This window comes from Paraburkholderia sp. GAS199 (assembly GCF_050436585.1).
In the GTDB taxonomy this organism is placed as follows: domain Bacteria; phylum Pseudomonadota; class Gammaproteobacteria; order Burkholderiales; family Burkholderiaceae; genus Paraburkholderia.
Map to the genome: position 1 here is coordinate 256,342 of NZ_JBNDMM010000006.1, position 13,074 is coordinate 269,415.

A 13,074-nucleotide genomic window follows, 5' to 3' on the forward strand; every position below is an offset into this window, starting at 1 on the left:
ACTTGCAACGGCGCGCAAGACCCTATTCCGGAGGTGGCTTCATGAAATCGCTCATTCAATCCGCTGTTATCGCATTGGCGCTGGCTGCGCCGATCGCGTCGTTCGCGCAATCGTCCGATCAGCCGCAGAATCCGCAAGCCACGCAGCAAAGCGCGGCCGATTCCAGCGGATATGGCCCGAGCGGCCACGGTTCGTGGCAGGCCGGCAATTCCAGCGACACGACCGTCAGCAGCTATTCGCCGCCGATCCACAACGTGCGTTGATTTATCGGCGGCGCGTGCGCGTAGTCGAAGCGCCGCGTAACCCGTCAAACCCGTCGTGAAAGATGCAAAAAAGCCGGCTATCGGATCACTCCGATAGCCGGCTTTTTATCGATTGTTCTGCGTCGCGCGTCTAGTGCGCTGCATTAGCACTTTGCGCGCGAACTATGGGTAGGGCGATCTCACTGCATGCGCAGCAACGCCAGCTCGTTTTGCAGCAAGGCCATGAGGTCCTCGTCAGTGGGACGGGTGCCCCAACGTCGCGCGCCCGCCGCCGACGCGATCGCGATCCACGAGTGCGGTGGAAACCATTCGCGCAGCACCATGCCGTCCTGACGCAAACACAATTGGCCGGTCTGTTCGCTGTATTCCGTGCAGACGGCGACGCCGTCGAGTTGCGCCGTCACACGTCGTGGATCGTTGCGTACCATTCGTCGCTCCTGCAAAAGGCGCGGCTTCCAGTTTCCGCGTGGCATCGATGCGGCGTCGTCGCCGACGCGTCACCGATGCGCGTATCAATGATCGCGGCCGTGCCAGTCACCGTGATCGCCGTGGTCGCCGTGATCGTCATGACCATCGTGGCCGTGCCAGTCGCCGCGCGGACCATAGCCGCGTGCGTCGTGCCACTCGCGCTCGTGATGACGCTCTTCCCATTCGCGACGCGCCCAGTAGCGATGACCGTCGTAATAGCGGTCGCCATACCATCCCGGACTGACCACCACGACCGGCGGCGCATATTGCGGCGGCGGAGGCGGCGGTGCATAGACCGGCTCCGGTGCCACGGCCACGCCGGGAATGCCGATGTTCACGCCCACGTCGACGTGAGCCGATGCCGCCGACGAAGCGCCGATGGCGAGTGCTGCGAAGATCGTCATGGACAGCAGACGGCGGGTTGAAGTGCTCATGATGTTGTTCTCGTGTTTAACGTGTGATGGCTGTCTGCAAAGGTTTGCCGCGAACCGCGCAAACCGCGCGAGCTTTGCTCAATAGCGGTGATAGTGATCGTGATAGCCGCCGCCCACCGGTACGACGATGCAGCCGCCGAGTGCGCTGCCGAGCGAGACGGCGAGAATGAGCAATGCGAAAATTCGTTTCATGAGGTGCCTTCCCTTATACGTTTTGCGTTTGAACCGAACTCTACTGAGCAGCGGAATTACCAGTGTGTTTGTGTGTAACAGGACGTGTCGATTCGCGCGTCACCGCGTCTCGGCAGTCGTGCGGCCATGAAACGCGCGACAGCAGCGTGTGCAGCGCATGAATCAGCCAGAAACTGCGACTCAAGCCGTTGAGCGCGTTACGTAATTTGCCGCGCCGTGATCGGTGCAGACGCGACTCAGCACGGCCTGAGCGCAACCGGGAAGTGGCACGAAGCTTGAAACGCGAGGTAGCGGCTGATATGCAGCGCGGATACATTCAGTTTCAGATCACACACGTAAGGGCGTCCGCGATTCAGCATCGCGGCGCTTTCGACACCATCGCATCCGCAAACGGGCGTTTGCGCTCTGCGTGATAAGCACATCGGAAACAAGTGTTTTACGCGTGCGACGAACGCTGGTTAGATCGTGAAACTTTCCCCACGATCAGGAGCCGCCCAGCATGTCGAACCTCAGTCTCGCGACGTCCAGTGCTTTGGACATTCATCCCGTCACGGGCCGCATCGGCGCGGAAATTCGCGGCGTGCGTCTGTCGGGCCAACTCGACGCGTCGACTATCGATGCGATTCGCGCGGCGCTCGTGCGACACAAGGTGATTTTCTTTCGCGGCCAGTCGCATTTGCAGGATGCCGATCAGGAAGCTTTCGCGAGGCTGCTCGGCGAGCCGGTCGCGCATCCCACGGTGCCGGTGGTGGAGGGCAGCGACCATCTGCTCGAACTCGACTCGCATCGCGGTGGCCGCGCGAATTCATGGCATACGGACGTAACTTTCGTCGAGGCCTATCCGCAGGCGTCGATCCTGCGCGCCGTGACGATTCCCGATGTGGGCGGCGATACGGTGTGGGCCAATACGGCCACCGCCTACGACGATCTGCCGCCGCCCTTGAAGGCGCTCGCCGGGCAGTTGTGGGCCGTGCATAGCAACGAATACGACTACGCGAATCACACCAGCGTCGGCGAGCGCGGCCGCGATGTCGACGCGATCAAACGCTATCGCGAGGCGTTCGTGTCGACGCGCTACGAGACCGAGCATCCGGTGGTGCGCGTGCATCCCGAGTCGGGCGAGCACACCCTGGTGCTGGGACACTTCGTGAAGAGTTTCGTCGGATTGACGCCGTCGGCGTCGGCGCATTTGCTGGAAGTGCTGCAAGGCTACGTGACGCGGCCGGAGAACCTCGTGCGCTGGCGCTGGCAGGCCGGCGACGTCGCAATCTGGGACAACCGCGCGACCCAGCATTACGCCGTGAACGATTACGGCGACGCGCATCGCGTGGTGCGACGCGTGACGCTGAAGGGCGATGTGCCGGTCAGCGTCGACGGCCGCCGCAGTTTCACGCGCAGCGTGCAGCCGAATCTTTCCGCGAAGGCGGCGTAGGGCCGAAGGCGCGACGGGACCGGTCCTGTCGCGCCATCACCGGCGGCGAGTCTGTCGATCTTCGTCGTAACTTGTACGACAACGGATATCTCTACTATTCGAGAAAATTACCTGAATCCTTCCAGGTTTGTCCTTGCCAGATAAGGCTTCCCCGTCTGGAAGGGTAAACGATGACTGATAACGTCTCCGAAATCGGATTAGTGTTCCTTACGTGGTGCTATATTGCGCCGAAAGGAAGTCGAACGGCATAGACCGGGCTTCACTTCAGGGGCGATTCACTCAAGGAATTACCTATCACGGGACACATAGTCCACGGAGGAGACATGAGGATCAAGAAGGCCATCGACCGCGTGCCTGGCGGTCTGATGCTGGTGCCGTTGCTGCTCGGCGCCTGTGTTCACACGTTCGCGCCGGGCGCGGGCAAATACTTCGGCTCGTTCACCAATGGCCTGATCAGCGGCACCGTGCCGATTCTCGCGGTGTGGTTCTTCTGCATGGGCGCGACCATCGATCTGCGCGCCACGGGCGTCGTGCTGCGCAAGTCGGGCACGCTGCTCGTGACCAAGATGCTGGTGGCGTGGATCGCGACGATCGTCGCCGCGCATTTCATCCCCATCGACGGCGTCAAGGCGGGCCTCTTCGCCGGGCTCTCGGTGCTCGCCATCACCACCTCGATGGACATGACCAACGGCGGCCTCTACGCCGCGGTCATGCAGCAGTACGGCAGCAAGGAAGAGGCGGGCGCGTTCGTGCTGATGTCGATCGAATCCGGGCCGCTCGTCAGCATGATCATTCTTGGCGCAACCGGCGTGGCGTTCTTCGAGCCGCGGCTGTTCGTCGGCGCGGTGCTGCCGTTTCTGGTGGGTTTCGCGCTCGGCAACCTGGATAGCGAACTGCGCGAATTCTTCGGCCGCTGCGTGCATCCGCTGATTCCGTTCTTCGGCTTCGCGCTCGGTAACGGCATCGATCTGAACGTGATCGTGACGAGCGGCTTGCCGGGCATCGTGCTGGGTCTCGGCGTGATCGTCGTGACGGGCATTCCGCTGATTTTCGCGGACCGCTGGATTGCGGGCGGCAATGGCGCGGCGGGGCTTGCGGCTTCGTCGACGGCGGGCGCTGCGGTGGCCAACCCGGCCATCATCGGCGAGATGATTCCGCGCTTCAAGCCGCTGGTGCCGGCCGCCACGGCGATGGTCGCTACCGCGTGTCTGGTGACGGCCATCCTGGTGCCGATTCTGGTCGCGCTATGGACGCGCCGGCATCATGCGCGCGACGCCTTGCGCGAGGAATTCGTCTCCGCAACCACGCCGCCGCCGCTGAGCGAGCAGCGCGACGTGCATGTGTGACGTGCATGGATGAGGGCGGTGCGTGGTAGCTATTCTTCCTGGCGGGCAGCTTTAGTTCACGTGGCCGGCGCGGCGACTGAGCCTGCCGCCACCTTCACATACGACTGATCCGGACCGGGGCCGCGCGTTGCGCGGCCTCGTGCATGGCGGCAACGTTCGCCGCGCGTGCGCTAACGTCCGAGCTTCGTTTCGAGCATGGCTTTCACCTCGGGCCACTCGTTGTCGATGATGCTGAAGCGCACCGAATTGCGCTTGCGTCCATCAGGCATGATCCGCTCGTGCCGCACGATTCCTTCCTGTTTCGCACCGATGCGCAAGATGGCCGCGCGCGATCTCTCGTTGAGTTCGTCGGTGGTGAACTGCACGCGCACGCACTGCATCGCGTCGAATGCATGCGCGAGCAGCAGATACTTCGCTTCGGTGTTGACGACCGAGCGTTGCGCCGATTTTCCGAGCCACGTATGGCCGATTTCCAGCTTGCGATTCGCGCGGTCGATCTTCCAGAAACGCGTGCTGCCCACCACCGCGCCCGTGTCTCGCCTGACGATCACGAATGGCATGACCGTGCCGGCCGCGCGACCGGCGAGTGCAGTGGCGATGTAAGCGTCGATGGTGTCGCGGCCGGGCACGACCGTGAGCGTCATGGTCCACAGTTCGCCGTCCGCCGCGGAGCCGAGCAACGCTTGCGCGTCGTCCTGCCGAAGCGGTCTGAGTTCGACGGATGGTCCGGTGAGGGTGGCTTGCGTGAGTTCAGACGCGGTGTCGTTCATGAGAGGCGGCAAGGGTGGTGTCGCGGCGCATCATCATAGAACGAAGCGTGGGCGACGGTGAACCACGCGAGCAGCGACGAGCCGAAAAAAGAAAGGTCCGCGAACCTGCGTTCGCGGACCTTCCTGGCTGGGTCATGGCTGGCTAGTGGCTGCCCCGTTACTACCTCGTTACTCGGTCGAGGCAGCCCGGCGCAGTTCAGCGCGGATCAGGCTGCCGTGACGGAAACCGACTTCGTGACCAGATAGGCTTCCATGGCTTCCGGACCGCCTTCCGAACCGTAGCCGGAATCTTTCACGCCGCCGAACGGCATTTCCGGCCACGGCGTTGCCGGCTGGTTGATCCACAGCATGCCGACTTCGAGTTGCTGCGACAGCAGATGCACGTTGCTGAACGCCTTCGTGAACGCATAACCGGCGAGGCCGAACGGCAGACGGTTCGCTTCGGCGATCGCGTCTTCGAGCTTGTCGAAACCGCGGATCGCGGCGATCGGGCCGAACGGCTCGTTGTTGAACACGTCCGATTCGAGCGAGACGTTGGTCAGCACCGTGGGCGCGAAGAAGTTGCCTTCCGTGCCGACGCGTTCACCGCCGGTTTCGATCTTCGCGCCGGTCTTGCGCGCGTCGTCGATCACCTTGCTCATGGCCGTCAGACGGCGGGCGTTGGCGAGCGGCCCGAGCGTGGTGCCTTCGGTCAGGCCGTCGCCGAGCTTGAGGCCTTCGGCGTGCTTGACCAGCGCGGCTGCGAACTCTTCGCGGATGCTGTTGTGCACCAGGAAGCGGGTCGGCGAAATGCACACCTGGCCCGCGTTGCGGAACTTCGCGCCACCGGCAGCGCGCACGGCGAGTGCGACGTCCGCGTCTTCAGCGACGATCACCGGCGCGTGACCGCCCAGTTCCATCGTTGCACGCTTCATGTGCGAACCGGCGAGCGCCGCCAGTTGCTTGCCCACCGGCGTGGAGCCCGTGAACGTGACCTTGCGGATCACCGGATGCGGGATCAGGTAGCTGGAGATTTCCGCCGGGTCGCCGAACACGAGGCCGACCGTACCGGCCGGCACGCCGGCTTCGACGAATGCCTGCAGCAGCGCGGCGGGCGAGGCGGGCGTTTCTTCCGGCGCCTTGACGAGGAACGAGCAGCCGCTCGCCAGTGCCGCGCTCAGCTTGCGCACCACCTGGTTGACCGGGAAGTTCCACGGCGTGAACGCCGCGACCGGACCGACCGGCTCCTTCAGCACCAGTTGCTGTACCGAGATATTGCGCGAGGGCACGACGCGGCCGTACACACGGCGGCCTTCGTCGGCAAACCACTCGATGATGTCGGCTGCGGACAGCATCTCGATGCGCGCTTCGGCGAACGGTTTGCCCTGTTCCTGGGTCATCAAACGAGCGATGTCCGATGCGCGTTCACGCACGAGCGCGGCGGCCTTGCGCATGGTCGCGGCACGTTCGTTGGCGGGAATCTTGCGCCAGGCGTTGAAGCCGGCCTGCGCGGCGGCCAGCGCGCGGTCGAGGTCGGCGATGCCGGCGTGAGCGACCTTGCCGATGGCCTGGCCGGTAGCGGGGTTGATGACGTCGAGGGTTTTACCGCTGGCGGCGTCGCACCACTCGCCGTTGATGAGAAGTCGGGTGTCGGTATAGCTCGAAGTGGCCATGCTGGGTTCCTGTAGAGGGGAAAACAAGGCGATGGGGCGCGCGGCCGCGACAGCGGCGGGACCCGCGTGCCCAAGGATGGACTGCCGATAGTAATCATCTTATCTGATTGTGAAGGATCGTACCGGCGCTGCGGGTGTGGCGACGACGCGGCACGCGTGTTGCTGCACCGGTTGCCGCAGTGGAGGGAAACCGGCCACAGCGCCGGCTTGCAAAGAGGCGTAGAGTCGGACAGCATCGGTCTGATGGAAGCAGCGCCGCGCCGTGCGCAAGCCCATGGCAGCATCGGGCGGGATTCCGGTTTCAAGCCGGGTTTCACGGCGACAGTCATCCGGCACGATGGATCGGGTCGCAACAGAAGGCAGCAGGCAGCAACGAAGGGTCGCAGGAAAGACGGAACGCAGGGACGCAGCACGCAGGAGCGACGCGCGCGGATTGCCGGTTGAGCGGTGAGCCGGACGCCGAGCAGAAAGCCGACACGGCGGATGCCGCCGGATTAACCAGATGCAAACGAGGAATCGAGATGCCTACCGGTACAGTGAAGTGGTTCAACGACGCAAAGGGCTTTGGTTTCATCACCCCGGACGACGGCGGTGAAGATCTGTTCGCCCATTTTTCGGAAATCCGTAGCGAAGGTTTCAAGTCGCTGCAGGAAAACCAGAAGGTCAGCTTTGAAATCAAGCAAGGGCCGAAAGGTAAGCAGGCGGCGGATATCAAGCCCGTCTGAGGCAGTGCATACCGGCTCGCGCGAAAGCGCGTAGCCGGTGTGGCGGTCCGGCCGGCGGCGTGCAGCGTTGCCTGAAAACTGTAAGTTTTCGCGTGGTCTGCGTGCAGTTATCGAATGCCGTTTGACGCCGCATGCCGCTGCGAACAGCCGTTGAAAACCGCATTCGCGCAACACGCGCGCGCGGCCGCGTGGGCAGCGTCACGAGCCTGTTGGCGCACGCTGCTACAATCTGTTTCTTTCCCGTTTGAATTTTGACTTTTGCGCTATGGGTTTCGAACAACTCGCTGAACTGAAGAAGCAACTGGCCGCGGCTCGGGCCGAAGCGGTGTCCGCCGCCAAACCTGCCGCCAAGGCGGGTGGAAAGCCGGGTGCGAGGCCTGCGCGCAAGCCGGGTGCGCCGCACCGTGGCGCGCCGGCCAATGCCGGTGCCGCCGCGCCGGAGGCGAAGTCCGCCGCCAAGGCCGCACGGCCGGCAGCGAAGCAGGAGGCTCGTCCGGATGCGAAGCCCGTGGACCCGGTGGTCAAGTCGATCGGCCGCCTGCAGAAGCGCTTCCCGACCGCGTTCCCGAAGAACCCGGCGCCGAAGTTGCCGCTGAAGGTCGGTATCTTCGAAGACCTTGTGGTGCATGCCAAGGAACTGTCGTTGAGCGAAGCCGAGTTGCGCGACGCCATCAAGACGTGGTGCCGTGGCAGCCGCTACTGGAAGAGCCTCGTGGAAGGCGCTGCGCGCGTCGATCTGACGGGCGGCGCGGCAGGCGTGGTGACGGCGCAGGAAGCGGCTGGCGCACAACGTCTGCAGGCACATCGCGCAGGCAAGGCCGCAGCGAAATCCGCCAATGGTTCTGCGAATGCGGCCGAGTCAGCGACGGCAGGCGCGCCGGCTGAAGGCGTGCAGGCCGCGCAGGTCAGTGCGGCTGCAAATGCGGCTGCCAGCACGACGGCGGCGGACGAAACCGTTGCGGCGGTGCGAGCCGAAAGCAATGCACCGGAGCAGCAACCGGCCGCCGCGGACGTCGCGAACGCCCCGGCAGCGGAACCCGTCGCGCCGGCAACGGCATCGCAGGCCGACGCACAAAGCTGAATCCGCGCTAGCGGTTCGACCCGAAGGCTGGCTGCTGCCTCATGCAGAGCCGGCCTCGGGTCTTCGATATCAGGCCGACGCCTCGCTGCGTCGCGCTGTCTTCAGGTTATTCCCCAGGCTGCACGCCAATCGCACGTCATCGCTCGCGGACCGTCGAGCGGTCGCCACGCCCGCGCGCAAACGTCTCTCCTACACCGCACCCAGCCGCGCGCGCACGAAGCCGACGTGCTCGCGCAGCACGTAAAACGCGTCCGCGTAGGCGAGCGGCATGCGCAGCCGGTTCAACGACTCCTCGATCTGATCCAGTTCCGCGAAAAGCTTCACGCGCTCGGCTTGCGTCGAGTCGGCGAGCGCGCCGCGTTCGATTGCGATCAGCGCGCCGTAATAGCGGTAGATGCGCGAGCGCACCCGCCAGCGATAGAGCGCGGGAATCAGGCGCATGGCCGGAAAGAGCAGCACGGCCATCGGCAACAGGAGCACCAGCGTGCGGTCGCCGATGCTGGCCAGCCAGAACGGCAGCGTGCGATATAGAAAGCTCTTGCCGGTCTTGTAATAGCGCTGCGCGTCCTCGCTGATCTGATACTCGCGCGCAATCGGGTTCGGAAACTCGCCCGCATGTTGCAGCAGGCCCGGCATGCCGTGCACTTCCTGAGCGGCTTCGATCAACAGGTCGGAGATGGCCGGATGCAGATTGGTGCGCGCCACGAGTTCGACGGTCGGGCTGATCAGATGTACCGTGTCCGGCGGAATCCTGCGGCGCAAATCGAGCACACCCGCGGGCAGGTCGATCTGATCGAGATACGGAAAGAGGCGCGTATAGGCGCTCGCTTCGTCGAAGTTCATCACCGAAATGCCGGGCACTTTCAGCAGGCGCAGCATCAGCCCGCGCGTGGCGGAGTCGCCGTTGAGGATCGCCGCGTCGACCTCGTTGGAAACCAGTTGCGTGGCGGCCTGCAGGCCGTCGCTCGGCACGAGGGTCGTGCTGCCGCCCGGAGCTATGCCGTTTGCATCAAGCAGCTTGAGCGCCAGCAGTCGTGTGCCGCTGCCTTCGCGTCCGATCGCGATCCGCTTGCCTTCGAGTTGGGACAGTTGAGTCACACCCGTGCCGCGATAAAACACCACCACCGGGATGTAGAACACGCTACCGAGCGACATCAGATGCGAGGTGTCGTGGCCGTCCGCGACACCGCCTTGCACCAGCGCCAGATCGACGTGCTGCTTTGGGTCCAGCAGACGTTCCAGGTTCTGCACGGAACCGTCCGACTCCAGCACCTTCAGGGTGATGCCATTCTGCGCGAGGATCTTGCGGTACTGGCCCGCGGCCACCATGAAGGTGCTGTCGCGCGGACCGGCGCTCATCGTGATCGTCTTGGGCGGCGCGGGATCGACCACCCACACGATCAGCGTCACCACCGCGACGATCAGCGCGGCCACGATGGCATAAGGCAGCGTGTGGTCGCGCCACTCTGCATGCGAATGATCGCCGGGGAAGTGCGGGGGACGCGGGCGAGGCGCTTTCATTGACACTCCATGCCGGTAGCGGGGATGGATCATTGTCCACCGTCGGCTGCGGTTTTGCCGCTGGCGTTTGCACTATCCGCTCGGGGTCATCCCTGGGCCGCGCGGCAGCACGAAGACGGCGCGGCGCGATGCCTCGAATCGCTCGCCGGCTCTGTGCAGCGCCGCACGCAGCGGGCGCGTCCCACGCTCAAAACGGCCGGCGGCGCGTGGCATAATCGGCGCAAGTTCGTCTCGTGCCGCCAAGCGTATCGTGAGTCGTGTCCATCGGATGATCGGCAGTTGGCTGGGATTGTTTGCGATCCTGATGGCCACACTCGCGCCGACCGTCTCTCACACGCTGGCCGCCTGGCGCAGCGCGAGCGGCATGCAGGACGAGCATTGCGCGATGGTGTCGATGGCTCCGATGGATGGCATGGCGTCGATGCCGGATATGCCCGATATGCCGGACATGCCCGGCATGCACCACGGCAGCCGCATGCACGACATGGCCGGCAAACCAGCCAGCAACGCCATCGTCAAGGCCGCCTCCAACCAAGCCACCGACACTCACACCCACACCGCCGCCTCCGACGGCGACGCCTGCGGCTATTGCAGTCTGCTCGCCCACATGCCGGCCGTGCCGAGCGTCGAGGCGCTGTTCTTCGTGACCGTCCGCGCGATCCAGTTGCGCGTTGCCGTTCGCTTCGAGCGTGTTCGTCGCGTCGAACCACTGACATCCGCGCAACCTCGCGCGCCACCGCTTCATTCCTGATCCCCAGCCTTCAGTCGCGATGCCGTGTGGGCATCGCGGTGTCGTCGCGCGTCCATTCGACGCCGCGCCGGCATTGTCACGACTCAGGAACAGGATGAACCATGTCTATTTCATCGAGCTACGAATCTTCGAGGCGCGGCCGTCCGTTGGCGGCCGTCTCACTGGCCGCGGCCGTCGCCGGCACGCTGCTTTGCGCGTCCACGGCGGCCCACGCGCATGCGATTGCCGGCGACCGCGTTTTCCCCGCGACACTGTCCATCGACGATCCCGGCGTCGGCGACGAAGCCAACTTCCAGTACGGTCACCAGCGCGTGCCCGGCGACGACGGCGATCAGAGCATCAACACCTTCGACGTCGAATACGACAAGCTCATCACGTCGCGCCTCGCGCTTTCGGTGGGCGGCACGTACGTCATGCAGAACAACCCGCACGCGCGTGGGTTCGACAACTTCGGGGTCGGTCTGAAATACCTGCTGTATGTGAACGACGCGCACGAGTTCATGACGTCGGTGGGCGTGGATGCCGAACTCGGCGGCACCGGCAGCCGCGCCATCGCCGACAATTTCTCGACCATCTCGCCAACGGTGTACGTGGGCAAAGGCATGGGCGATCTGCCGGACTCGCTCGCGTATCTGCGCCCGATCGCCATCACCGGCGAAGCGGGCCCCGCGCTGACCACCGGCGCGGGGCAGCCGAACGCCTTCAATTACGGCTTCACGGTGCAGTACAGCCTGCCGTATCTGCAGCAGCACGTGCGCGATATCGGCTTGCCGCAACCGCTCGCCAACGTGATTCCACTGGTGGAGATTCCGCTCTCGCGCAGTCAGGGACAGACAACCGGCACGGTGAATCCGGGCTTTATCTGGATCAACCGTTATGGACAGTTCGGCGTCGAGGCGCAGATTCCGATTAACCGCGCGAGCGGCTCGCACGTCGGCATTCTGGTGCAGGCGCACATTTTCTTCGACGATGTGGCGCCCACCACGATCGGCAAACCTCTCTTCCAGTAACGCAGGAGCCCAACATGAAAACGCAATGGATGACCTGGCGCGGCGCGTCGAAAACGATGGCCGCGCTCGTCGCGAGTTTTATTCTGAGCAGCGCGGCGCTCGCGCATGTGTTTCCGCAGAAGCAGGAGCCCGGTGCGGGCGCGACGGTGGCGTCGCCCGCGCAGGTGCGCATTCTGTTCGACGGCCCGCTCGAAGCCGCGTTCAGTTCGCTGACCGTGAGCGACGCCAACGGCAAGCCGGTGAACACGGAGAAGAGCGTGGTCGATCCGCAGCAACGCGCGCAGATCGCGGTGGCGTTGCCGCCGCTCGCAACGGGCCGCTACAACGTGCACTGGATCGCAGTGGCGTCGGACGGCCATCGCACGCAGGGCAATTATTCGTTCACGGTGAAGTAGCGCGAGCCGTCGCGCTACGCGAAAACGGTCGGCTCACTGGCCGGCGAGGTGCCTCACCAGCGCCTTTTCCGGCCGGCGCAACGCATGCCTGTCGCGCATGCAGAGCAGCAACTGGCGCGTGGCCCATGCGTCCGTGAGTTCGATCGTGCGCAGACCCAACGTGCCGCGATAACGCTTCGCCGCGGTAGCCGGCACGATGGCGATTCCCGCGCCCTGTTCGACCATGCAGCAGACGTTTTCGAAAGTGCGCATATGCGCGCGGATAGTGAGCGGCTGGCCGGATAGCAGCGCGCGTTCTCCGAGATACGTGTGCAGCGCGCTGCCCGTGCTCAGTCCGATGAAGTCGCGCCCGCCCACTTCCGCGAGCGTCACCCGTCGACGTGTGGCGAGCGGATCGTCGCGGCTCGTCACGAGCACGAGTTTGTCGACGGCGAAGGGCAGCGTGTGTAATGCGCCGTGCTCGACGGCGTCGGAAATGATGCCGATTTCCGCGGCGCCGCTCAGCACCGCTTTCACTGTCTCGCTGCTTGGGCGCTCCTTCAGATCGATCTGCACGTTCGGGTGATCGCGCAAAAATACGCCGATCGCGGACGGCAGGAATTCGGTGATCGCGGCGGTGTTGGTCCACAAACGGATGCACGCCTTGGCGCCGTCCTGATGCTCGCCCAGCTCGCGCTGCATGCGCTCGATCTGTCCGAGCACGAGCCGCGCGTGATGCGCCAGCGTGTCGCCGGTCGCGGTGGATTCCACGCCGCGCCGGCCCCGTTCGAGCAGCGGCATGCCCAGCGTTTCTTCCATGCCGCGCAGCCGCGCGCTCGCCGACGGCAGCGACATGTTGGCGCGCGCGGCGCCATGCGTGATGCTGCCGGTTTCCAGAATATAGAGAAAGAGGCGAAGGTCGATCAGATCGAAGCGCATGGTTCAACGATGAAAAATACAGCGTGAAGAAGCGGTTGGCGAGACCCGCGGCCTGTTGTGTAGCCTAAGCCGCAGCCTAAGTCTCGGTACGTATCTTACGCATTGTGGCCGTCGTT

At 64.4% G+C, this 13,074-nt stretch carries 14 protein-coding genes; 8 read left to right on the forward strand and 6 right to left on the reverse strand.

Features of this window, described 5'->3' with window-relative positions:
- The first annotated feature begins 41 nt into the window (after nucleotides 1-41).
- A complete protein-coding gene (locus P3T18_RS23150) occupies nucleotides 42-263 on the forward strand; it encodes a hypothetical protein (protein ID WP_429302295.1) in 222 nt (73 codons plus the stop codon).
- 179 nt (nucleotides 264-442) lie between these two features.
- Here the strand turns inward: P3T18_RS23150 and P3T18_RS23155 are convergent, their stop codons facing one another.
- Entirely contained in the window at nucleotides 443-691 is a 249-nt protein-coding gene (locus P3T18_RS23155) for a hypothetical protein (RefSeq protein ID WP_429302296.1), read from the reverse strand.
- Nucleotides 692-775: 84 nt separating this feature from the next.
- Entirely contained in the window at nucleotides 776-1,165 is a 390-nt protein-coding gene (locus tag P3T18_RS23160) for a hypothetical protein (protein ID WP_429302297.1), read from the reverse strand.
- A gap of 691 nt (nucleotides 1,166-1,856) precedes the next feature.
- Between P3T18_RS23160 and P3T18_RS23165 the strand changes: the two genes are divergently transcribed.
- Both P3T18_RS23165 and kdgT read left to right on the forward strand, forming a co-directional pair.
- Nucleotides 1,857-2,789, forward strand: a complete 933-nt coding sequence (locus P3T18_RS23165) for a TauD/TfdA dioxygenase family protein (protein ID WP_429302298.1) — start codon at nucleotides 1,857-1,859, stop codon at nucleotides 2,787-2,789.
- Nucleotides 2,790-3,112: 323 nt separating this feature from the next.
- Entirely contained in the window at nucleotides 3,113-4,135 is a 1,023-nt protein-coding gene (gene kdgT, locus P3T18_RS23170; protein ID WP_429302299.1) for a 2-keto-3-deoxygluconate transporter, read from the forward strand.
- Between the two features lie 170 nt (nucleotides 4,136-4,305).
- Here the strand turns inward: kdgT and P3T18_RS23175 are convergent, their stop codons facing one another.
- Together P3T18_RS23175 and P3T18_RS23180 are read right to left on the reverse strand one after the other, a co-directional pair.
- On the reverse strand, nucleotides 4,306-4,905 hold the full coding sequence (locus P3T18_RS23175) for a GNAT family N-acetyltransferase (RefSeq protein WP_429302300.1): 600 nt from the start codon (nucleotides 4,903-4,905) through the stop codon (nucleotides 4,306-4,308).
- Nucleotides 4,906-5,111: 206 nt separating this feature from the next.
- Nucleotides 5,112-6,557, reverse strand: coding sequence for an NAD-dependent succinate-semialdehyde dehydrogenase (locus tag P3T18_RS23180; protein ID WP_429302301.1), 1,446 nt, complete (start codon nucleotides 6,555-6,557; stop codon nucleotides 5,112-5,114).
- 521 nt (nucleotides 6,558-7,078) lie between these two features.
- Between P3T18_RS23180 and P3T18_RS23185 the strand changes: the two genes are divergently transcribed.
- Together P3T18_RS23185 and P3T18_RS23190 are read left to right on the forward strand one after the other, a co-directional pair.
- Nucleotides 7,079-7,282 carry a cold-shock protein gene (locus P3T18_RS23185; protein WP_007181784.1) on the forward strand — a complete coding sequence of 68 codons (204 nt, stop codon included), beginning with the start codon at nucleotides 7,079-7,081 and terminating at the stop codon, nucleotides 7,280-7,282.
- A 265-nt stretch (nucleotides 7,283-7,547) separates the two neighbouring features.
- Complete coding sequence (locus P3T18_RS23190; RefSeq protein ID WP_429302302.1) at nucleotides 7,548-8,363, forward strand: ProQ/FinO family protein; 816 nt, start codon at nucleotides 7,548-7,550, stop codon at nucleotides 8,361-8,363.
- Between the two features lie 189 nt (nucleotides 8,364-8,552).
- Here P3T18_RS23190 and P3T18_RS23195 read toward each other — a convergent pair whose 3' ends face one another.
- Complete coding sequence (locus tag P3T18_RS23195; protein ID WP_429302303.1) at nucleotides 8,553-9,884, reverse strand: TAXI family TRAP transporter solute-binding subunit; 1,332 nt, start codon at nucleotides 9,882-9,884, stop codon at nucleotides 8,553-8,555.
- Between the two features lie 250 nt (nucleotides 9,885-10,134).
- Between P3T18_RS23195 and P3T18_RS23200 the strand changes: the two genes are divergently transcribed.
- The 3 genes from P3T18_RS23200 to P3T18_RS23210 all read left to right on the forward strand — a co-directional run bounded on the left by P3T18_RS23200 (nucleotide 10,135) and on the right by P3T18_RS23210 (nucleotide 12,040).
- Nucleotides 10,135-10,635, forward strand: a complete 501-nt coding sequence (locus tag P3T18_RS23200) for a DUF2946 domain-containing protein (protein ID WP_429302304.1) — start codon at nucleotides 10,135-10,137, stop codon at nucleotides 10,633-10,635.
- Between the two features lie 101 nt (nucleotides 10,636-10,736).
- The gene (locus P3T18_RS23205; protein ID WP_429302305.1) at nucleotides 10,737-11,645 is read left to right on the forward strand and encodes a hypothetical protein; all 909 of its coding nucleotides are present in this window, start codon (nucleotides 10,737-10,739) and stop codon (nucleotides 11,643-11,645) included.
- A gap of 14 nt (nucleotides 11,646-11,659) precedes the next feature.
- Nucleotides 11,660-12,040, forward strand: a complete 381-nt coding sequence (locus P3T18_RS23210) for a copper resistance CopC family protein (protein ID WP_429302306.1) — start codon at nucleotides 11,660-11,662, stop codon at nucleotides 12,038-12,040.
- A 33-nt stretch (nucleotides 12,041-12,073) separates the two neighbouring features.
- On the opposite strand, the gene P3T18_RS23215 is transcribed toward P3T18_RS23210, so the two are convergent.
- Nucleotides 12,074-12,958 (reverse strand): LysR family transcriptional regulator, encoded by an 885-nt coding sequence (locus tag P3T18_RS23215; RefSeq protein ID WP_429302307.1) that lies wholly within the window; start codon nucleotides 12,956-12,958, stop codon nucleotides 12,074-12,076.
- Between the last annotated feature and the right edge of the window lie 116 nt (nucleotides 12,959-13,074).